This window comes from Paenibacillus periandrae (genome assembly GCF_022458865.1).
GTDB lineage: Bacteria > Bacillota > Bacilli > Paenibacillales > NBRC-103111 > Paenibacillus_S > Paenibacillus_S periandrae.
The window spans coordinates 40,612-61,432 of record NZ_JAJNMU010000020.1; the positions used below are offsets into that span (position 1 = coordinate 40,612).

The window sequence follows — 20,821 nt, forward strand, 5'->3', positions numbered from 1 at the left end:
AATATTCCTTCGGATTGGAGAGGTTAGATATGGAACCCAACAAAGCAAGATTGATACTGGTTATAGGTGGTACAGGAACACAAGGCGGCAACGTAGCTCGCGAGTTGTTGAAGCACGGTCATCGCGTACGGATCCTGACCCGGAACCCGGAGTCGGCTGCTGCTCAAGCGATAGCGGCTAAAGGTGCGGAGTTGATCCAGGGAGACTTGGCCGATGCGGCATCGCTCGAACCTGCCATGGACAATGTATCGGCAATCTTCTCAGTGCAGTACGCCGATCCCTACGATCAGACAATTGAACCGCGAAATGCCGCAAATATGGTGGAGGCGGCAAGAAAAGCCGGAATCGAACAAGTCGTGCATACCTCGGTCGCCGGCAGCAATGTGCTTCCACGGTGGGATAAATACAAGTATCTGACTCAGACTTGGGAGAATAAATACGAAATCGAAGAACTCATCCGCAATGGAGGTTTCCAAGCTTGGACGATTTTGCATCCTTGCTGGTTTATGGAAAATTTTGTAGAGCCCAACTCGGCCATTATGGCGCCGGAATTGAAAAACGGGGTTTTGTTTGGCACGTTGAAGGGAGATACTCCTCTAAAATTGAATTCCGGAGAGGATACGGCCAAATTTGCGCGCGCAGCTTTTGAGAATCCGCAGAAGTTTCATGGAAAGGATATTAATGTCGCAAGCGACGAACTTTCCATGACGGAGATTGCGCAAACGCTGAGTCGCGTTCTCGATAAAAAAGTGGTCTTCGAAATCGCAGGCGATGAGGAAACCCGGAAACGCGGAATGTTGGAGGGAACGGTTTATTTTATGGAGTGGTTAGAAGAAGTGCCCGGTTACGGCTTCGATATTCAGGAAACAAGAGAGTATGGCGTTGAGCTTAAATCTTTTGCGGAATGGGTTGAGGAGAACAGACATAGGTTTGAAATAAACTAAAATAGGGAAAAACTCAAGAAGCCTGATTTTAAGGCTTCTTTTTTGCGCTTGCTGGTGGAGCATAACAGCCTCCCAATCACGATCCTGAATGGAATATTTTGTAGCAAGCTCTGAAATCAGAGCATCAAGTTTTCCAAAGAGATGAATGATTTTACGCTTTCTTGGAGTGTTATGACCGGGCGTCCAAGTAATCGTTCCAGATCATTTGAGGTCGATGAAGTATAAGCCTTATCACAGGCTAATACGCTTTTTTGATGTAAATACAATAAAGTAGATAAAGTTCTTATGGGGTGACAAGAACCTTATCTCATTCCCGATTTTGACAAGAACCTAGAGTAGTAACAAATTGAAAGAATGTTTAAAAATAAGTTTGCATGCATTTGAATGGAAGGATATAATTGGAAAAAAATATTCAGAAAGATGTTCGGTTGTACTTTGAAAAAGGGAAAGGAGTGGAACTAAAATGCTTGAGTCAGTAAAAATAAGTATTTCTGAGATGACTCTTTGGTGTAAGAGTATTCTACGTCAATGGGTGGAAGATGACTATGTTGTAAACACGTGGACAGAAATACAAATCAATCGTGATATTATTGGTGATTTTCCAAGAGGTACTGCACGGCTCGAATCAATTATTGATAGAATTAATAGTGGAATTGTGACTAAGCAATTGGAAGTCACAACGGAGCATATTACACCAATTTCAGCTCGTGTTTGTTCTACTTATAGAAATTGGCCTGATGAAGTCGCCAGGAAAGGTGCGTCACTTGCATCATCCCTAGCTGATACATATGGAATTGGGATCGTCGCGGTGCCTAAACCGAACATCATTGGGGAAGGATTAAAACCGATTTTATCAGCAAACCAAATAGGGTTAATAATAACGCAAAACAACCCATTACTGAATAAAGGCATTACCGATCTAAATGTTATTGGTAATAATCCGCTTGCAATATGTGCACCAGGTACCCCGCCTTTTTTATTTGACGGTTCTTTAAGTACTCATGATATTCGTCACTCGGCGGTCGGGCTAAAAGAATATGCTGACTAATATGGAATACTTCCTCCTGGAATCGTACAAGATGCAAATGGTGAGGCATCTCAAGACTTAAATATATTGTATAAGATTCTCGAAGGAGATCGAAGTTGCGGATCTTTTCCGCCCTTGGGTGGAACTAAAGGTCTTGGTTAGCAATGGGTATGGAGTTTATTGCAGGTGCATTAACTTGGGGATTTTTTGGAAATGCACCAGGTAAACCCTGGGGAGAAGGGGCTATAATATTTGCATTTGATTCAAAATTATTTAACTCAGCTCATATGATCAAACAAATTCAAGATTATTTGAAGCAGTTTAAGACCTATCCAGGATATCATTCTTTTGAAATAAGTAATCAAGTAATGAGCAGGGGATGGATTGAATATCCCAAGAGTCAACTTGATTCAATTATTCGTGTCAGCAACAGATCAGGTATCAATATGAATTTCGAATCATTGCGCTAACGGATACGTTAGCGCAATAGACATATGAAGAAGGCTGCCGATACTATAGAACGACAGCCCTCTCAGCTAACGGGAGTTTAATGAATAGAGGTAGCTAATCTCCCGGGAACACAAGCTTTGCTATCCACCACTTAACATACCCAGATAAGCGTCTTTTCTTGTAGAGTCTACCAGAAGAAGATAGAACTTATTCCAATATTATGCGTCTATGAATGTGATAGGAGGTTATATTCATGTCTGAAACCTGTACTAAGTGCGGCGCCGTTCATACTGGGGAGAAGACGTGCGAATCGATTTTCAGTGAATTTCTGGCACTCGAGTTCACCGATCCCGGTTACGGACGGGTTCATTTTCTCACCGTCGCCTGCTACATGATTCAACATGTGGGCTACAGCGATGAATTGTATGTCTGGATGCAAGCCGCGCTGCGAAAATACCTGGAGGAAGGCCACACCACCGAGATGATTCGCCAGGATGCCGTCCAAGGACCAGGAAGCACCAAAGGGATTCGAAGGCTGGCGGATGCGCCGCCTCTTCCCAAGGTGGCATGGTCCATGACGATCGCCGATGTGGCCGCGCAGATGCATGACGCGGAAAGCTATTGCAAGCATATTGAGCAATGGGGACGTACCACGTTGCAAGAGATGGGACCGCTTGTTTTGAAACAATGATAGGATGGATTATAGTACAACGAGGTTATAAAGATATTTAAACAAACGGATACTATAGCTCAATAATCAACTAAGATGCGGCTGCTGGCATAGATCGGCAGCCGCGTTGTGCCACGGACAGGATAATGCAAGAAGGTAATTGAATAAATATAGAACATTGCCGATAAAGGGGGGACGTAATATGCCATTTCCAACGCACATAGTATCCGCAGGTGGATTTGTGGAAGATGGGCAAGGAAATATCCTTTTAGTAAAAACTCGTGACGGTGGTTGGGTTTATCCTGGTGGTCAAGTAGAAGTTGGAGAAAATCTGATGGACGCTTTGGTTCGTGAAATCAAAGAGGAAAGCGGAATAGACACCACGGTTAGCTACTTAATTGGTGTCTATTCGAATACAGGTATTTTTAAATGGTATGATGGCGTGACTGATGTTCCTACGCAAGTTATATTTGATTTCGTATGTAAACCTGTTGGCGGGGAGTTAGCTGTTTCTGAAGAAACAACAGATAGCCGCTGGGTGGCGAAATATAGAGTTCTTGATTTCATTACACATCCAGCTATTCGCACTCGCTATCAGGCTTATTTGGAGTTTAACGGAGCAGTAAATTACATGGAGTATGTAACGAGCCCAGAGTTTATAATCAAACACCAAAAAGGTATATCGTAGTAAATTATTTCTCGTTGTTGATCAAACGAGGAACGTTAGCACAATAACACCAGGACGAGGCTGCCAACACAATCGGCAGCCCCCATTACGTTACGGGCAGAATAACGCAACGAAAAGAAGTTGCCTGCGTCTAATAACTTATTGGATAAATATGGATGGAGTTGAATGAGAAAGGTGACAGCATCATTTTCACATAAGCCCGAAGGATACGAGTGTCCATTTTGTCGTGTTTGGGGTATCGAGCGACCTCATCAGGGAACAAAACAAAGGGATATCATCTATCAGAATGAAAAGGTAACGGCATTTATAGCTAGCAAATGGTGGCCAAACAATAAAGGACATGTACTTGTTGTTCCTAATCAACATTTCGAGAACATCTTTGAACTCCCTGCGGATTACGCTGTTGAAATTCACCGCGCGGCTCAGCTTACAGCGTTTGCAATGAAAAGTACATATGGATGTGATGGGATTTCTACGCGGCAACATAATGAGCCTGCTGGCAATCAAGACGTGTGGCATTATCATCTCCATGTTTACCCAAGATATGTGAATGATCAACTTTATCTGACAAAGGGTTCTCAGTCCGATCCAGATGAACGCTCTTTCTATGCTGATAAGTTGCGTTCTTGGATAAAGGAAAACATTTAAGGTCTAGGAGGAGCGAATGATATCCCTAGTAGGAGATGAACCTGAGTGTACGTAGGCCTTACTAAGGATTGGGAAAAAATAAACGGAAAACGATAGTTGAGTGACTTCGATACAGGAGGGAACATTTTGGTTAGGAATACAGCAAAAGCAATTATTGAATATGATAATAAGCTACTTTTTATTAAGAAAAAACTTGATAAAGTAGGCATTTATTATACTTTGCCCGGTGGTGGGCAAGAATCAGGCGAGACAATTGAAGATACTATTCTACGCGAATGCAATGAAGAATTAAATATTAACGCAAAAATAAAAGAATTGGTTTGCGTTAGGGAATATATTTCTAATAATCACGAATATTCTTTTTTAGTTAAACAAGTACACGCAATTGAATTTATCTTTCACTGTTCCTTTGAAGTTGAAGATAAGATCACTCATTTACAGAATGATGTTGCCCAGATTGGATTTGAATGGTTGGATATTTCAACAATAATAGAGTCTTTAAAGCAAGTCAGCGAAATAAATGATCTAAAGTTTCCTCAAACACTCAAAGATTTTTTAAAAGAATATTATATAAGCCGTAGGATTGAACCATATTCAAAATTTAGATTCTAAAATTTCATCATTTTGTTGAACTAACGGATAACAATAGCTTAACCAGACATGAACATGAGGACAATCCTGTATACTTCTTGGTGCGAAATACGCCCCGCCGCCAAAGGACGACGTAGCTGTTTCGCCTTGTGTCTGCCGGATGATTCGAATATGATGGAAGGAGGGACCTAAGGAGGCGAAGATGAATGAAGCCGCTTTTGATATGAAGTTATTTGAGAGCTACAAGCCGGGGTTAACCTCGTATTGTTATCGAATGTTGGGATCCATTGATGATGCGGACGATGCTGTACAGGAAACCTATATTCGGGCATGGCAGAGCTGGGATCGATTCAGACAGGACTCATCCATTAAAACATGGATCTACCGCATAGCGTCGAACTTATGCCTGGACAAGCTGAGGCAAGCGAAGCGCCGTACGCTTCCCGTTGACCTGTCCAACCCGGTGATCAAGATTGTCGAACCGAACGAAACGCTGCCAGACTCGTCCTGGATTTGGCCCTCACCCGAATTTGGAGAAAATCCGGAAGATGCTCTCGTTCGCAAGGATACCCTTCAGCTCTGCTTTATTGCACTTTTGCAAACCTTGCCGCCTCGTCAACACGCGGTTCTTATTCTGAAGGATGTCTTTGAATGGTCTTCGTAACAAATTGCGGAAACGTTGGGAATGTCGCCGGCAGCGGCGAACAGCGCCCTGCAACGAGCCAGGGAGACGATGGACCGAACGTGGCTTCGCTCCGACGAATTTAGTAAGATGGATGTCAATCCCGACCAGAATCTTCTCTCGTGGTATGTGGAAGCGTTTGAGCAATTCGATATCCAAGCGCTTGTGTCGTTGTTACATGAGGAAGGTTGTATGTCCATGTCGCCTTTCGCCATGTGGATAAGCGGGCAAGAAGATTTGTCCGCGTTTTTTGCACTTACGCGCTGGCATTGCGAGGGAGCCAAATTTTTGCCAACTACAGTGAATGGCGGTTATCCCGGGCGCAGTATGTGCCAGGTAAGGAGGCATCCGTCCTGGTGCCTTGGGGCATTCACGTGATTGAAGTGAAAGATAATCGGATATTTCATGTTCAAAATTTCATAAATGCAAAATTATTTTCCCGATTAGGGCTTCCCGAACAAATAGACCGATGAATTCGGAGATTGGTATTCGTCTATATTAGTGAGAAACAAAATTCCTGTAAAGAGGTGTCCTTCACAATGGAAACAAGCAATTCAACGAAAGTAACCGTAGAGACCGTCGTTCAAGCCCCTGTAGCAAAAGTATGGAGCTATTGGACCGAGCCGGACCACATTACGAAGTGGTATCAACCTTCCGAGGAATGGCATGCGCCAAGAGCGGAGAACGATTTGCGAGTCGGTGGCGAATTCCTGACAAGGATGGAAGCGAAAGATGGTAGTATGGGTTTTGATTATAGCGGAATTTACGACGAAGTGAAGCTGCATGAGACGATTGCCTACACATTGGGAGACGGACGGAAAGTGGATATTGCGTTCGTCGATCAAGGCGAGGCCACGAAGGTCGTTGAAATCTTCGACCCCGAGAGCACTCACCCTGTTGAATTCCAACAGGCGGGTTGGCAAGCGATTCTGGATAGTTTCAAACGATATACGGAAGCATCATAAGAATAACGAAACGCGCTCTGCCTCCAAAGGACGACAGAGCGCGTTTTTCCTTGGATGAAAGAGCAATCGATCTTCGATTGTTCTGTTCCCTATTCACTGTTGTTATTGTGTTCTATCGGTAGACGATAGCATCTCAACATGACGGCAACCGGTCGCGTGATCGGTTGCTGTCGTTCGTTGAGCTAAACCAGCTAATAGTTGTCAAGATTTTTCTCTAAAACACTTCTAATTTACGTGCTATACTAAAAATGAACATGCCAAATAAACTTCCCCAATTTTTAATTTGGAAAGTTATTGTTTATTTAGTTGGATGTAGTTTTTGATCCGTATCTTGGAAATCTGTTTTGCTTTTTAGTAACGCATAAATCCAATGTAAAAGTTTGTTAACACAAGCGATGACCGCTACTCTAAAAGGTTTGCCTTCATTTCGTTTCTTATCGTAAAATTCTCTTAATCTTTATTGCGTGGGATCATTTCATCTGTCTTTTTCTTTTTACGAGCATCACGTATTCCACACCTTACAGCCATATATAATGCGTGTCTTAAGCTGCTAGACCCTCTTTTGGTAATTCGGTTAACTGAAGCTGTAAATTTGCCAGAGGCATACACACTAGGGTCTACTCCAGCGAAAGCGACTAGCTTTTTGGGGTGATTAAACCGATCGATCTCACCGATTTCGGAGATAAGCGTTGCAGCGATTTTTTCTCCTATACCAGGGATAGATTGGAGAATCATATATTCTTCCATTTCTTGGGCAAGGGCATCTATTTCGGCATCCAACTTGGATAGGTGCTCTTGGTATTGAAGGATTAACGTGATCAGGATCTCAAGATTAAAGATATGGCTTTGAAATAAGTTGTTCTGGAATGGGTTTCGGGATGCGGCGTCTCTTAGCTTTTGCGCCCGTTCCTTCGCCCATTTATCAGAACGACTTTTACATAGAGAAGCTATTTTATCCACCAATGTACATTCGCTGATGCTTAAAACCGACTTCGATGTTGGAAACTGTAATAGTGTTTGCAAGGAAACTTTGGAATATAAATCACCAAACACACCTACATATTCAGGAAATATTTGATCCAACACGGAATGAAGCTGTAATTTCGTTTGTGCAGATACTCCTGAATGCTTTCGTGCAGTCTTGTTAGATTACGAAGGTTTAAGCGTTGGATCCCCCTTTTTTATAAGGCTCTAGTTCTTCTTTATAATAAAGTTCACATAGATGAAAGGAATCAATGGCATCGGTTTTAACCTTCCGTAAGCTTGAACTTTTAGCTCGATAAGCAATAAGTGGATTGACGATAATATACACATATTGATGCAATTGAACAACAGGAGTATGATAGTGTCCTGTTGATTCCAAAATAACTGTAGGCTTTTTACCCCCTAGGGTCTCAACTTCCTTTAAGAACTTAAGAAAAATAGTATTAAATTCCTCAACATTATGAAGGATGCTAAAACTTTTACGATACGGCTTTCGTTTATCCAAAAATGCTTGAACTTGACTTTCTCCTTTGGCTACATCCAGACCCACGACTGGATTCATACGAATTCTCCTCCTTCATCATACATAATTGTCGGTATCCCCTAAGGCTTCTTGTAATGTCATAGGTTCGCTTGTTAAACGGGATCTGGTCCCAACCAGCCTGAAACATGTTTATACAAGTAGGGGGTGAACAGTTTAGCTGACGGGATCAAGTCCCACGGGCACACCGTTCTACCCCGACTACCGTAATCATAAGACCCTATGAAAAAAGGTCAACCAGAAATATCTGGCTAACCTTATATTACGAACGGGCAGTTATCCGCAACAGAGAATGGATCTGAAACCAAGTGTTTTATTTCGAATACATGGTACAATTCCTTAATTCAAGAGTTACATTTTAGGACGGGAAGTGAGCTTTTGACCATCAGTAAGAGGAATTCAAGAACAATTGTAGGTGATAATGAAATGTATAGATGGACTGTGTCACCTGATAGTGGTTACTTAGTTTTTGTTACAGAACATGGAATAGTAAGGGGAAAAGGATCGAGGTTTACGTTACTTCCGAAAGTAATGGCTTTTGGACGAGCTTTCCTGATGTGAATGATACGAATTTAAAGGTAATAAAGCCAAGTGATGTATCTCAGTTCATAACACTGGCTATTAACCATGGTTGGAATCCCAAAGAAGCTGGTAGACCAATTAGACCAATTGCATTTGACTTATCAGGTGACACCTTACTAAAACGTATTTCTTTAAACTGAATAGAAAATTCTTCCTTTTACTGATGAAGGTAGCGTACAATAGCGATATATAATGTACGATTCGAGGAGATTGAGGCATGAATCCCGCGGTCCGCGAGGTGTATTTTCGAAGAAGCGGAAGCAGCGGACAACCCTGCATTGGCTAACTGAGAAAGGGTATCCGCTTCTTCGAAGCCTAAACCGGTGAGGGTTCGAATGCAATAACGTTATCTGAAAGGGCACGAAAGGCGGAAGAGGAGAGACCAATGGACATACATGATATTCCTGTTGAATTTGTAGAGCAAATAGGAGCGATTAAGAACATCTCATTCCCTCAACAAGGGCATACTTCGCTTGTTGTTAAAATTGAAACTCGTGATCATCAGTTCATTATTAAAAAGACAGAGCATGGTTTATTTAATGAATGGTTATCGGAGGAATATAAAGCATTACAATATCTTTCAACTACTGGACTACCGGTTCCAAAGGCATATGCTTTCCATATTCAAGACAAATCCAGATGGCTACTCATGGATTATATAGATGGAATAAGTTTGAGACATTTCTTGGGAAGTAAACCTAATCTCAGGGATAGAGAGAAAGTTATATCTTACTATGGTCTATGTTTAAAGCAAATCCATGAATGCCAATGCCCTGTTAGATTGCGCAAGAATGATCAATCTTGGTTAGGTACAATGCTCATGAAGGCTAGCCACAATCTTGCTAATTATAATGTGGATGGCACTGAAGAATTACTTATACGACTGAAAAATGATAGACCTAAACCGATTGAGAATACTCTGATTCATGGCGATTTTCACACTAATAATGTATTGGTTAACTACAATAATGTAATTGGTATTATCGATTGGCCTAGAGCTGCGTTTGGTGATCCGCGATTTGATATCGCGTTGGCTATCAGACCTAAGCAAGATGTTTTTGATCAAAAGGGGGATAAAGAATTATTCTTTGAATCCTATGATAGATTAAGGATAACAGATGAAGAATATAGGTATTTCCAAGAAGGTTTGTATAAGTTCTTTTAAGTATCGCTTCGAAGGTGCCCATCCGATAGACGATGAATTTGAAAGCGATATTGAGAAAGAAACTGAAAGAGATGCTAACTCTATTGATGATTTAGGTCACAGCATACAAATGATTTTTGAAAGAAGTTTTGGCGAGTAATTTAAATTAGAATGCTGCTTGAAGGTTGCCGGGCAGATTTGGTCTAAATAAAAAGATCATTATTAAGTAACCACTATTGTCCAATACTGAGAGGGCTATCAAGTGGTAGTCCTTTTCTACGAGGGAGGATAGTTCAATCGTTGGCCAGCCGTGCACTTAATTGATGCTGTGAGCAATTGCTTCAAAATTATACTTGCTTTAAAGTGCACTTTAAGGTTTAGGCTAATAAGAACCAACCGGCTTTCTTAAAATTTGCACAAAAGGAGCGAACATCGCTATGTCATATACGATCAAGGAAGCTTCGGAGCGGCTTGGTTGCCCGGCACATACGATTCGGTTTTATGAGAAGGAGGGATTGCTTCCTTACATTAAGAGGGATCGGCACGGCAATCGTCTGTTCGATCAAGATCATCTGGATTGGATTCGGTTAATGACGTGTTTCCGGGCCACCGGAATGAAAATTTCCTTGATGAAGCAGATGGTTAACCTCGCGTTAGACGGCGATGCCACGATTCCGCAGAGAAAAGCGATCTTAAACCAGTACAAAGAAGAATTGTACCGTCGACAAAGCGAACTGGCAGAAGCGCTTGATGCCGTTAATAATAAGCTTGCCATCTACGAGGATATTGAGAGGGGAAGGCTTCCTTCCGAGAGCAGGCTGCTGAATCAAATGGAAGATCAACACAACCAATCGATTAAACAGGATTGAGGATGAAAAGATGAAACAAAGAGCATTGGGCAATAGTGATATTATTTTATCTTCGATCGGACTTGGCATCATGGGAATGTCCTCCGGGCATGTACGGGGAGACTAACGATGAACAATCTATCCAAACGATTCATCGTGCTTTAGACCTAGGCGTCACGATGTTCGATACCGCCGACGTGTATGGGAACGGGCACAACGAAGAGTTGCTTGGGAAAGCACTTCAGGGGCGTCGAGAGCAAGCTGTAATTGCGACCAAGTTCTCTTACACCCCCAATTACGAGAGTATCAGCGGCCATCCCGATTACATTAAGAAGGCAGTGGATGATAGTCTGCATCGTTTAAAGACGGATTACATCGATCTGTATTATCAGCACCGAGTCGATCCGCAAGTTCCGATCGAAGAGACGGTTGGGGCGATGGCCGATCTGGTTAAGGCTGGCAAGGTTCGGGCGCTCGGTCTGTCTGAAGCTTCCGCATCAACCATTCGTCGTGCCCATGCAGTGCATCCGATCTCCGCGCTGGAGAGCGAATATTCACTCTGGAGCCGTGACATCGAAGACGAGATTCTTCCTGCCGCAAGAGAACTGGGGATTACCCATGTTGCATATAGTCCGCTCAGCAGAGGCTTTATCTCCGGCGAGCTTCGTAAGTTCGAGGATTTGGCTGCCGACGATCTTCGCAGATGGTTGCCTCGATTCCAGGGAGAGAACTTTATGAAGAACTTGGAGATTGTCAATAAGATCAAGGAGATCGCGCTTGAAAAAGATTGTTCTCCCTCTCAATTTGCCATCGCCTGGACGATCTCCAATGGGGCGCTACCCATCCCAGGAACGAAGCGAATTAAGTATTTGGAGGAAAATGCCGCTGCCTCGGATGTTGTCCTCACGAAAGAAGACCTTACGCTCATCGAGAACGTTAGTCCGAAGAACATTACTCAAGGCGCTCGATACATGAAAGAACAAATGACGCTGCTTGATGGTTAAGCTATAATTTAATGGTCCACGGTATCCGTGGGCCATTTTTGATATTCGACATTGCCCTAGGAGGTTAACCATAATGAAAGCAACAGCCGCTGATCGAGTGAAGCTCGCACCAGGGTTCTGGTCCAGTTTGCGCCTATTAGGGATTCCCCTCAAGAAGTAGCGCGCCATGCTCATCTGCCTTGACCGTCATCGACGACCCAGTCGTCACAACCGCCCAATACTACGCGATCTGGCAGGCTTATGCCGAACTTATCGGGGATACTGCCACGGGAATCGTCAAGTTGGCCACCGCATTCGAGACGGCGCAATATCCACCGGCCGTCTTAGCGACCTTCCATGCCAGGGATTTCCGAAATGCTCTTACGCGAATGACTCGAAATAAGCAAATGTGCCCGCCTGAAAGCTTGTGTTTACGTGAAGAAGGAGGGCTGGGTATCATCGAACTGGATTGGCAGCATGCCACGGAGCCCGGACCTCCTGTACTGGTTGGGATTACACTCGCCTATCTCTTAGAGCTAGGACGACGAGGAACCGGTCGGCCGCTCACGGCTTATTCGGTAGAGTTCGTCCACGATATGGGCAACACGGAAGTACTCGAAGTTTAATCTTGTCATGTAGATCGACATTAAGTTTCCCACTATGGAAACTCAATACTTATATAGGATTCTCGTTTTTTTTGTAGGTAACTTTGTGTCATTTTTCAATGACACAAAGTTACCTACTCAATTGTATATTGACACAAAGTTACCTACTCATATAAAGTTGCCCACTTGTTGCCCACTTTAGGAAGGAAAAAACTGAAGATTAATTTACTGTGATTTCGGTTGGGTGCCCCCTTATACCGCTTTTATCATTCGTTTTATGTTTAAGAAAAAAGATAATGCCCGGTGACGTTACGAATGCTCTTATATTCCAAGTATTTTTAATAATCTGAATATTACCTGGCTAAATCGGAAGATCTCTGGGTAGTGCATTAAATAGGCAGGATTTATAATAAGTTTAAGTAAACGGATGAGGATTCATCCGGAACAACATGGCTTTGCAGAGCAAAGTTAAAGGAATCTAACAAGGAGATGGTATATATTGGGGATACCAGACCTGTTGATTAACCAGAAATTGTAATACAAGTAATCCTGCCAGAGGTATACTGAAGCAGGCGATTCAGTCGCACCACCCACTCAATCGGTTACTTACACAGACTAAATAAGCGTGAAAATTGAACAAATGGAAGTCTGGCATGCCGGGGCATTTTTAAGGAAAGTGCATTGAATGACCATTTGAGCAGGACATAGATCGTGAGAGCGCTAAACAATTGGCCATACACCGCATTTTCGGTTGTGCCAAATAGCGTAGTTAGGTTCATATGCTGTTTGATCCAGCGAAAAAAGACCTCAATCTGCCAGCGAACTTTATATATCTGTGCAATTTGCTCCGCCGTCACATGCATTAAATCGGTCACCACTCGGATTTCACTGCCTTCGAAGTCTTGAAAAATGACGACGCGATGGAGCTTTTTCGAACGACATTGCGGAGTGCCCAGTTGACAGGTGATGTCACGTATGACCGGTAATTCCATCGGACTTTGTTGACGTAACGCTATCGGCTTTTCCAGATGGACGTTGTCGCGCAAGCGAATGACAAACGAATTGCCCGTCTTGTTTGAAACGATCCAGTCGCTCCAGTTTGCCGTACGCCCGGTCCATGACCATAATGAAAGGCATCTGAGTCAGGCTTTCGCTCACCGGTCCATCCTTAAATACGGCAAATGGAACTTCAGCCGCTTTACTTGAAAATCGTGAATAATGAACTTCCACCAGGTCACTGAGGGAAGCGCAATCAGAACCGGCACGGTAGCTGGGCCATTCTTCATAAACCGCTGTGCGCACCAATATTGCAACAATTGATACACCGTAAATTTACGAGCTTTATCTGTGTTCCCCGATCGGTTGACGATGGATTCGACTTGATGTTCAGGGTCCAAGTGTGCCGGGCTTTGAATCCAACGTCGACAGGACGCAGAGTCGTGATGGTAGCCTTCACCTTGTCTTCTTGTTCTTCAGTGAGTTTCTTTGGACCTCCAGGCGAATGTCCAAGATCGAGACCCGACAACCCTTGGTTACGGTAGGTGTTCCAATACGTGCTGACGGTTTGGTAAGTCCGTTTTAAGCTACCCGCGATTTCCGTTAAGGTTCGTCCTACCAAGTGAAGACGCACAGCGAGATAGCGTTCATACATCCGAGTGCTATTGGTTTCTTTCATTGCTGTTACGAGTATCTCTAGTTCGTTTTCTTTTTTCATCTCTGATCCCTTCCTTTTCGGTCTTTTCTACATCATTACCCGAATTGGTCGGTTGTTTAAAACACGAGTTCATTCTATATAGTCATAAATAAAGTTAAACAATCGATGAGAGGATGATTTGATTGAAAACTTATCAAATGAACAACCAAAACGACCGCGGCCCATTGCAGAAAATATTCAAATTCGAGAGGCAAACATTATTGAAGCCATCAAAAATAACTTTACATAAATTCTTAATGCCGCAACTTATTACAGCAAACCGTTTCAATATCCAATGACAGTTATCGTCACTCCTCCAAACCAAAACCTGATTCATACACACAAACCAAGCGTCCGCATTGATCTTGAGTGGATGTGGGCAAAACGTCAAAATGAACCTGAAACTAAACAATCTCATTTTTTTTACATCACGCTTGAAGATGAAAGCGACATACCTGAACAAGCTGAAACATTCGTAATCTTGGGAAACTAATCCCCCACTTGCTGGACTTTCCGAAGTTGCCGAAATACTAGAGACATCAAAGCAGCAGATATCTGTGTATATGAGCCGCGCAAAAAAATATCGAAAAGAGTTACAAGAGGGGAAACGGAAATCTCTCCAACCCGATATTTTTCCGGAAGAGTCTTAGCGTCTAGCAAGTGGGCCGATTTGGGAGAGGAAACTTAGTTAATTGCAGATGATGAGTACGATTTACCTCATGCTCGATATTATTGCTGCCCACGAAGTAAGAGCTGATCCCGATGATAGCTGTAGGGATACAGGTCACGAATACGACGAACAGTAAGCTTTTTCGATAAAGGTGACCTTTGTTCGGTTTGCCGGAAATCAAAGATCGAACGAATGAGATCGCTTTCAAGGTGATGCCACTCCTTTCAGTTCAAAATCGATTCTATCATAACAGAGATAGCCGTATTTCTAAACGGCGATTTTTTTCTTCATCAATCGAGGTCATTGCTTGTTGGGCATGCTGATTTGTGTATTATGGGAGGTTGCGAATTCCGGTTCGTAGGAGGAGATCCGTTTGGATGGTACAAGGAAATATTGTCTCATCTGCCTCGGTGAATGCCGACAGACTATTTAGTTGCAAGTAGGATTGCTTCGTTAATTTGTTGATTAAAAAAGAAGAAAAAAAGATTTGTCGTATAATTAATCGCTGAGGTATGATGACTCTATCTACTAATTATTAACTTTGAAAAGAGCTATATATAACAATGTGCTGGGGCATTGGGCGGTTGACACATGAAGGGGTGTCTTACTTTCAGGTAGGCTAGGTCCGATGTGTTGTGATTGTAAGGATGCTGCAAAAAAATTGCAAGCTAAGAGCTTAGGAGGAGCAGGAATATGGTGAAAATGGAATGGACAGTGGGACAACAGGATGCCGAGTTGACGGGTACAACGAACGAAATCATCCAGGCAGCAATTGATCAGGCAGCCGCTGTGGGCGGGGGCATCATCAATATACTTCCAGGAAGATATGTCTTGAAGGATTCGCTACACCTGAGTTCAAATATAACACTTCGTGGTCATGGCAGCGAAACGGTTTTGTGGAAGCCGCCGTCAATCAGCTCGTCTGTGATCTATAATAACGGTTACGGTTTGTTTGCGGTAGCCGTTACAGAACCGGAAAAGTTCTCTATTGGTAATGGTGTTCATATTACAGACGACCGAGCAGGTGGCTTTACGGATGCGGTAGCAACCGTTTGCTGGATTAGAGGCAACGAACTCGGACTGACGCGTTCGCTCAACCACGACATTTCCGGAGCAGCCAATGGGAGGGTCACCACGGTGTATCCGATGATCAGTGGTTACGATCTGGAGAATGCTGTTGTAGAGAATCTGGTTATCGATGGGAATGCGGAACAAAATGCCTACTTGAATGGCTGCCGGGGAGGCGGCATTTTCCTGCTGCGTACGGACAATGTGCAAATAAGAAATGTAGCGGTTAAAAATTACAACGGCGACGGGATCAGCTTCCAGCAGTGTACCAATACGCTTGTGGAGCACTGTTCCTGCATCAACAATACCGGTTGCGGGTTTCATCCCGGCAGTGGCTCTGTCGGTTTCGTTTTCCGCGGTTCAAAAAGTCTCAGCAATGGAAAAGACGGGGTTTATTATTGTTTGCGAGTTTCCTATTCGTTGTGTGAGGACTGTATCATTGAAGGGAACGGACAGGACGGCTTGTCTATCGGGCATCGGGACACCGATGCGATCATTCGCAATAACCGCATTGCCTCAAACGGAAGGCATGGGATCTTTGTCCGCAATGACCTCTATAATCAGTCCGGCCACCGGACATTGGTGGAAAATAACGCATTTCACGATAACAATCGCACCGTAGGAGACAGTGACATCTATTTGACTTCGGGCGTAGCGGATATGCATATCGTTCAAAACTCGTTTCAATCCGCCGGGCATGCGGAGGAAGAAAAAACAGCGATTATAGTTAATGCTCCTCCCGAGCGAATCGTTGTCTGGGGCAACGATGCGAACAAGTACACCTTGGTAAAAACGGCTCAGGATTCTTATATGAACGAAATTTCGTTTCAGCTCGCGGAAAACTCTTTGCAAATAGGACCAAGCAATGCACCGCCAACAGCAACTGGACATTTACATGGCCGAATTGTCGGATTGTCGGTTAAATAGTATTCGTATAGTGGGTAAGAAGTGAAGAGGGGAAGTTACGTGGATAGGTTAAAGATAGCCTTTGTAGGGATCGGCGGCTATGGGAACATCTATGTGAAGGAAATGCTGGAGCGGATGGATGAGCACTATTTGGAAATTGCCGGAGCCGTAGACCCTTATCCAGAGGGCTGCCATTATTATTCGGAATTAATGGAACGCAACGTTCCTGTATACAAAAGTCTAGAGCAATTTTACGCCAAGAACAGGGCCGATCTTGCCGTCATTTCTTCACTCATTCATCTGCATGCCGATCAGACGTGTTACGCTCTTTCGCAAGGGTCCCATGTTCTTTGTGAGAAGCCTGCGGCTGCAACCACTCAGCAAGTTCATGAAATGCGTGCGGCAAGAGACAAATATGGAAAGCTTATAGCAGTAGGCTATCAGTTGGCATTTGCCCCCGTGATTCATGAATTGAAGACAGACATTGCCCAAGGAGAATATGGCAAGCCGCTCAGGATGAAAGGATCCTATTGCTGCCGCGAAGTTGGAGTTATTTCAGAAGAAACCGTTGGGCGGGGAAGATGAAGGATGAAGTGAGCGATATGTGGGTGTTGGACTCTGTAGCCAACAATGCCAATGAGCATTTTTTGCATATTATGTTCTTTCTACTTGGGGAGACCTATGACTCTAGTGCCATGCCTTATGCTTCACATGCAGTTGTAAGGGAGCAAACCCTCTTATGCTTCGAGTTTGAAGATGCCATAGTTGAGTATGATGCAGAGGATGGCCATTTCACCCTTTGGAAGATTCTGTAGTGGTTAATGGTCTATTATTGCCTTACAATTAAACAATATAGGCTTGTTAGGGATGCACCACAGGGGGAGCATAATATGCTAATAAAGGCTATCACAGGTTCGCTTAAATGGAAGTTAATTAGTCTGATCTCCGTCATTATTATTATCACGATTGCAGTAACGGGCATATTTAGTTATGTGGAAACTTCCCGAACCATCCAGGCGGATATAGAAGTTTCGAGTGATCAAATATTGATTCAGGCTAACTTGAATTTAAGCCGTTATTACCGCGAATATGAACAGTTTTTTGTATTGATAGCGGGCAGTCCGGAATTCAGAAGATGGTTACAGGCACAGAAAGGGGATCAATTTGATTTATTGCAAAATTATCAGCAAATCTCCAATCGGTACATTGAGCCCTTTATCACCCTTCATCCCGAAATGTTATCCATAACGTTATACAACTCCAATGGGAATCAACTTATCTATCGGAACTACAATCATGATTTTCCCATGTTACTCAAAAAAAATTACTCCTTACGAGACGAAAGCTGGCTAGCTTCCGTTACCCTTTCTGGAAAAATAGAGAAAATTATCACACAAAGTGATAATTATGATGATGCCATGGGAAAATCCCTTCATGTTCCGATTATGACCCAAATTCAAAAATACCAGTTCAATGGAAATGAAGGTTACTTAGCCATTGATATTTCCATTTCCCCAACGCAAAGAATATTAAACGAGATTCGCCTCGGAAATAATGGGGTGGGACTCATTGTTGACGATTCAGGTACGATTATTGCCCATCCTGATTCTGTTCAAATTACCAATAAGCTTGGGACGGAAATATCTGAACGTTTAAGTCAGTCACCCTCAGGCAATTTTTTCATTGCATCAACCGGAGAAATGGCGGTTTTTCGTACAATTCCTTATTCGAACTGGAAGCTTATCGTATTGGTTCCATACCGAGATATGGCACAAGCTATCGATAGGATAGGTAATGCCACGGTTTATATAGCCCTAATAGGCTTGTTTTTTGGAATTTGTTTGACCGTTATCGTTTCCACGTCGATTACAAGGCGATTGCAAACCCTTCGTTTAATGTTTAAAATGACTCAAATTGGTAGATTTGACCTGCGTGTAAAAGTGGAAGGAAACGATGAGGTCGCTGACCTGGCCATTTCCTACAATCAGTTATTGCAACAGATAGAAACTTCGATTCAAGACCTGGCATCAGCCCGCATCTTACAGATGGAAGCCGCCTTCTCAGCCATGCAGTCGCAAATCCATTCTCACTTTTTATATAATGCTCTTGAATCGATTAATGCCATGGCTAATTTAGTCGATCACCTGGAAATCAGGCAAACAACAGTCGCTTTATCTAACATGCTGCGATATACCTCTAACTACTCCGAAACCGTTGTGAATTTAAAAGATGAATGCAACCATTTACGGAATTACCTTCACATCATTCAAATCATATATGGGGATGATATTAAGTTCGTTATTGAACATCCTGAATTCTTAGAGCAGATATCGTGCTTAAAGGCAATCATTCAACCTATCGTTGAAAATAGCATTAAGCATGGGTACGAAGTCATTGGGGAGCCCGTCATGATCAGTGTTACCGCTCAAATATGGAAAGAGGCTTATATTAAAATTGTTATTACCGATAATGGCGCAGGCTTTACACCAAATAAGCTTGAGGAACTACAAAGGCTTCTCTCTGATTCACCTTCTGAAAATCAATATAAGCAATTAACAAGCGTTGGTTTACTGAATGTCCAGTATCGACTGAAGATGTATTATTCGGACGCAGAAACAGGGGTATGGGTGGAAAATAGACCTGGCCAAAGTGGAGTGCTTGTAAATATTATATTTCCCTACAGACAAGGGTCCCCTAAGGAGGTGCATAGATTATGAACCGGGTTCTTATTGCGGATGACAGCCCAATTATTCGCAAAAGCATCACCAAATCTGTCGAACAATTCAGTGAGACCATGGTCGTAAGCGGTGCCGTTGCCAACGGACAAAAAGCCATTGAATGGTTACAATCCAACTTTGCTGATATATGTATTACCGATGTCAGAATGCCGGTCATCAATGGTTTAGAACTAATTAAATATATAAATGAGCATTGTCCATGGATGATAAATATCGTTATTTCCAGTTATGATGACTTCGAATATGCCAAACTGGCTATTCAACTCCAAGCGCTTGACTATATATTAAAGCCTATAGATGAACAGCAATTTATATCGTGCTTACAGAAGGCTGTAGAGAAACAAGCTCAGGTAAGACATCGTGATTCCACCCAACTGCTTATAGAAAAGCTGCCCTATTTCCGGCAATGGATTGATCGGTGGATCGAACAAGTGCAAACCATAAACATGGAAACGATGCCCCTTCTTATCGTGGAAACCGTCGAAGTATTTGAGAAATGGGTGGGCAACGACAACCACCTACTTAACTCCTTATCCAACGTGTGGTTAAGAACATTAATTGAGGAACTCTTCAAAACTAATAGTGATGTCATCCTGGATGAAGGAGATGATTTGGGGATTGGAGACAAGACGTTATCCTTAGACAAAGTACGAGGATATTTTCGGCTTTGTGCCGTAAGAAGATTAGAGGAGGGCGCCTTCTTGTTAATGGGGGCCATGAAAAATTGCCGCAATGATCAAACGAGCAGATGCGTCGTCCAAATTAAAGCGTATATTGAGGAGCATTTTGCCAAAAAAATCAGCCTTCAGGAGTTGGCTGCCGTAGTGGATATGAGTAAAAATTATATGTGCAGCGTATTTAGACAAGAAACCGGTATGACCATTTTAAATTACATTGTAGCCGTACGAATGAAGATGGCACGCAGTTTATTATTGAATACTTCCTTAAAAAACTACGAAATCGCCAACCAAATCGGCTACGATAATACCGAATACTTTACAGAATTATTCAAAAAATATTATTCGATGAGTCCAATGGAATTCAAAAAAAGAATGGATAAAAGATAAATCCAGGAACCCAATAACCGCCCCGTTTATAAATCTTTCCATCATTGTAGCACGTGTCTCTTCACCTCGATATACCTTCCGAAAAGATTATTCGTGAAAACTATCCTGACATGAAATTGTTGACACTCGCTCTTTTTATTTCTTTGAAAGCGGCGTCACAAGTTCAGTTGGGTATTCCTCTTTTGATTGTATGCGATTACAAAACGATTTTAACTTCTTTTAATGTAAGGAAATCTCCCGCATCCCGAATTTTTTTAATAATCTGAATATTACCCAGCTAAATCGGAAGATCTCTGGGTAGTGCTTCAAATAAGCAGGATTTATAAT

Annotated in this window: 21 protein-coding genes and 3 pseudogenes; 20 read left to right on the forward strand and 4 right to left on the reverse strand. The window is 42.8% G+C overall.

The features are described 5' to 3' along the window. The first annotated feature begins 29 nt into the window (after positions 1-29). From LRL21_RS29770 to LRL21_RS29815, 10 genes are all read left to right on the forward strand, one after another. On the forward strand, positions 30-944 hold the full coding sequence (locus LRL21_RS29770) for an NmrA/HSCARG family protein (RefSeq protein ID WP_240419400.1): 915 nt from the start codon (positions 30-32) through the stop codon (positions 942-944). 463 nt (positions 945-1,407) lie between these two features. Beyond that, entirely contained in the window at positions 1,408-1,992 is a 585-nt protein-coding gene (locus tag LRL21_RS29775; protein ID WP_240419401.1) for an Ldh family oxidoreductase, read from the forward strand. A 149-nt stretch (positions 1,993-2,141) separates the two neighbouring features. After that, a complete protein-coding gene (locus tag LRL21_RS29780; protein ID WP_240419402.1) occupies positions 2,142-2,441 on the forward strand; it encodes a hypothetical protein in 300 nt (99 codons plus the stop codon). Positions 2,442-2,674: 233 nt separating this feature from the next. Continuing rightward, positions 2,675-3,112, forward strand: coding sequence for a DUF5946 family protein (locus LRL21_RS29785; protein ID WP_240419403.1), 438 nt, complete (start codon positions 2,675-2,677; stop codon positions 3,110-3,112). A 181-nt stretch (positions 3,113-3,293) separates the two neighbouring features. Beyond that, positions 3,294-3,779 carry an NUDIX hydrolase gene (locus LRL21_RS29790; RefSeq protein WP_240419404.1) on the forward strand — a complete coding sequence of 162 codons (486 nt, stop codon included), beginning with the start codon at positions 3,294-3,296 and terminating at the stop codon, positions 3,777-3,779. A 165-nt stretch (positions 3,780-3,944) separates the two neighbouring features. Next, positions 3,945-4,427: an HIT family protein gene (locus tag LRL21_RS29795; RefSeq protein ID WP_240419405.1), complete on the forward strand. Its 483-nt coding sequence runs from the start codon at positions 3,945-3,947 to the stop codon at positions 4,425-4,427. A gap of 126 nt (positions 4,428-4,553) precedes the next feature. Next, positions 4,554-5,039, forward strand: coding sequence for an NUDIX domain-containing protein (locus LRL21_RS29800; RefSeq protein WP_240419406.1), 486 nt, complete (start codon positions 4,554-4,556; stop codon positions 5,037-5,039). 181 nt (positions 5,040-5,220) lie between these two features. Next, on the forward strand, positions 5,221-5,682 hold the full coding sequence (locus LRL21_RS29805) for a sigma-70 family RNA polymerase sigma factor (protein WP_240419407.1): 462 nt from the start codon (positions 5,221-5,223) through the stop codon (positions 5,680-5,682). A gap of 69 nt (positions 5,683-5,751) precedes the next feature. After that, complete coding sequence (locus tag LRL21_RS29810; protein ID WP_240419408.1) at positions 5,752-6,078, forward strand: sigma-70 family RNA polymerase sigma factor family protein; 327 nt, start codon at positions 5,752-5,754, stop codon at positions 6,076-6,078. Between the two features lie 161 nt (positions 6,079-6,239). After that, positions 6,240-6,665: an SRPBCC family protein gene (locus LRL21_RS29815; protein WP_240419409.1), complete on the forward strand. Its 426-nt coding sequence runs from the start codon at positions 6,240-6,242 to the stop codon at positions 6,663-6,665. Between the two features lie 298 nt (positions 6,666-6,963). Here the strand turns inward: LRL21_RS29815 and LRL21_RS29820 are convergent. Then, a pseudogene (locus LRL21_RS29820) lies at positions 6,964-8,211 on the reverse strand (IS110 family RNA-guided transposase). A 946-nt stretch (positions 8,212-9,157) separates the two neighbouring features. Here LRL21_RS29820 and LRL21_RS29825 point away from each other — a divergent pair. The 4 genes and pseudogenes from LRL21_RS29825 to LRL21_RS29840 form a co-directional block, all read left to right on the forward strand. Continuing rightward, on the forward strand, positions 9,158-9,937 hold the full coding sequence (locus LRL21_RS29825; RefSeq protein WP_240419410.1) for a phosphotransferase: 780 nt from the start codon (positions 9,158-9,160) through the stop codon (positions 9,935-9,937). Between the two features lie 416 nt (positions 9,938-10,353). Beyond that, positions 10,354-10,785 (forward strand): MerR family transcriptional regulator, encoded by a 432-nt coding sequence (locus LRL21_RS29830; protein WP_240419411.1) that lies wholly within the window; start codon positions 10,354-10,356, stop codon positions 10,783-10,785. 10 nt (positions 10,786-10,795) lie between these two features. Next, positions 10,796-11,768: pseudogene (locus LRL21_RS29835) on the forward strand (aldo/keto reductase). Positions 11,769-11,841: 73 nt separating this feature from the next. Continuing rightward, positions 11,842-12,367: pseudogene (locus LRL21_RS29840) on the forward strand (AraC family transcriptional regulator ligand-binding domain-containing protein); the annotation flags it as partial. Between the two features lie 587 nt (positions 12,368-12,954). Here LRL21_RS29840 and LRL21_RS29845 read toward each other — a convergent pair. From LRL21_RS29845 to LRL21_RS29855, 3 genes are read right to left on the reverse strand one after another with little or no spacing between them, the layout of a single operon-like run. Next, positions 12,955-13,398, reverse strand: coding sequence for a transposase (locus LRL21_RS29845; RefSeq protein ID WP_240419412.1), 444 nt, complete (start codon positions 13,396-13,398; stop codon positions 12,955-12,957). After that, positions 13,322-13,582, reverse strand: a complete 261-nt coding sequence (locus LRL21_RS29850; protein WP_240419413.1) for a hypothetical protein — start codon at positions 13,580-13,582, stop codon at positions 13,322-13,324. Before LRL21_RS29850 ends, LRL21_RS29845 begins: the two co-directional genes overlap by 77 nt. 52 nt (positions 13,583-13,634) lie before the next feature. Next, positions 13,635-14,066, reverse strand: a complete 432-nt coding sequence (locus LRL21_RS29855) for a helix-turn-helix domain-containing protein (RefSeq protein WP_240419414.1) — start codon at positions 14,064-14,066, stop codon at positions 13,635-13,637. A 274-nt stretch (positions 14,067-14,340) separates the two neighbouring features. Here LRL21_RS29855 and LRL21_RS29860 point away from each other — a divergent pair, with 274 nt between their 5' ends. The 6 genes from LRL21_RS29860 to LRL21_RS29885 all read left to right on the forward strand — a co-directional run bounded on the left by LRL21_RS29860 (position 14,341) and on the right by LRL21_RS29885 (position 20,494). Then, entirely contained in the window at positions 14,341-14,538 is a 198-nt protein-coding gene (locus LRL21_RS29860; protein ID WP_240419415.1) for a hypothetical protein, read from the forward strand. A gap of 870 nt (positions 14,539-15,408) precedes the next feature. Beyond that, the gene (locus tag LRL21_RS29865) at positions 15,409-16,710 is read left to right on the forward strand and encodes a right-handed parallel beta-helix repeat-containing protein (protein WP_240419416.1); all 1,302 of its coding nucleotides are present in this window, start codon (positions 15,409-15,411) and stop codon (positions 16,708-16,710) included. Between the two features lie 39 nt (positions 16,711-16,749). Next, positions 16,750-17,274, forward strand: a complete 525-nt coding sequence (locus LRL21_RS29870) for a Gfo/Idh/MocA family protein (protein WP_240419417.1) — start codon at positions 16,750-16,752, stop codon at positions 17,272-17,274. Beyond that, the gene (locus LRL21_RS29875; RefSeq protein ID WP_240419418.1) at positions 17,271-17,504 is read left to right on the forward strand and encodes a hypothetical protein; all 234 of its coding nucleotides are present in this window, start codon (positions 17,271-17,273) and stop codon (positions 17,502-17,504) included. Before LRL21_RS29870 ends, LRL21_RS29875 begins: the two co-directional genes overlap by 4 nt. Positions 17,505-17,681: 177 nt before the next feature. Then, entirely contained in the window at positions 17,682-19,406 is a 1,725-nt protein-coding gene (locus LRL21_RS29880; protein WP_240419419.1) for a cache domain-containing sensor histidine kinase, read from the forward strand. After that, the gene (locus LRL21_RS29885; RefSeq protein WP_240419420.1) at positions 19,403-20,494 is read left to right on the forward strand and encodes a response regulator transcription factor; all 1,092 of its coding nucleotides are present in this window, start codon (positions 19,403-19,405) and stop codon (positions 20,492-20,494) included. The genes LRL21_RS29880 and LRL21_RS29885 overlap by 4 nt, the downstream gene beginning before the upstream one ends. Positions 20,495-20,821: the final 327 nt, after the last annotated feature.

Coding starts and splice junctions, on each gene's coding strand:
- LRL21_RS29865 (WP_240419416.1), top strand. CDS start 15,409: ATGGTGAAAATGGAATGGACAGTGGGACAACAGGATGCCGAGTTGACG.
- LRL21_RS29780 (WP_240419402.1), top strand. CDS start 2,142: ATGGAGTTTATTGCAGGTGCATTAACTTGGGGATTTTTTGGAAATGCA.
- LRL21_RS29785 (WP_240419403.1), top strand. CDS start 2,675: ATGTCTGAAACCTGTACTAAGTGCGGCGCCGTTCATACTGGGGAGAAG.
- LRL21_RS29830 (WP_240419411.1), top strand. CDS start 10,354: ATGTCATATACGATCAAGGAAGCTTCGGAGCGGCTTGGTTGCCCGGCA.
- LRL21_RS29790 (WP_240419404.1), top strand. CDS start 3,294: ATGCCATTTCCAACGCACATAGTATCCGCAGGTGGATTTGTGGAAGAT.
- LRL21_RS29815 (WP_240419409.1), top strand. CDS start 6,240: ATGGAAACAAGCAATTCAACGAAAGTAACCGTAGAGACCGTCGTTCAA.
- LRL21_RS29770 (WP_240419400.1), top strand. CDS start 30: ATGGAACCCAACAAAGCAAGATTGATACTGGTTATAGGTGGTACAGGA.
- LRL21_RS29855 (WP_240419414.1), bottom strand. CDS start 14,066: ATGAAAAAAGAAAACGAACTAGAGATACTCGTAACAGCAATGAAAGAA.
- LRL21_RS29805 (WP_240419407.1), top strand. CDS start 5,221: ATGAATGAAGCCGCTTTTGATATGAAGTTATTTGAGAGCTACAAGCCG.
- LRL21_RS29860 (WP_240419415.1), top strand. CDS start 14,341: ATGACAGTTATCGTCACTCCTCCAAACCAAAACCTGATTCATACACAC.
- LRL21_RS29875 (WP_240419418.1), top strand. CDS start 17,271: ATGAAGGATGAAGTGAGCGATATGTGGGTGTTGGACTCTGTAGCCAAC.
- LRL21_RS29885 (WP_240419420.1), top strand. CDS start 19,403: ATGAACCGGGTTCTTATTGCGGATGACAGCCCAATTATTCGCAAAAGC.
- LRL21_RS29810 (WP_240419408.1), top strand. CDS start 5,752: ATGGACCGAACGTGGCTTCGCTCCGACGAATTTAGTAAGATGGATGTC.
- LRL21_RS29825 (WP_240419410.1), top strand. CDS start 9,158: ATGGACATACATGATATTCCTGTTGAATTTGTAGAGCAAATAGGAGCG.
- LRL21_RS29795 (WP_240419405.1), top strand. CDS start 3,945: ATGAGAAAGGTGACAGCATCATTTTCACATAAGCCCGAAGGATACGAG.
- LRL21_RS29775 (WP_240419401.1), top strand. CDS start 1,408: ATGCTTGAGTCAGTAAAAATAAGTATTTCTGAGATGACTCTTTGGTGT.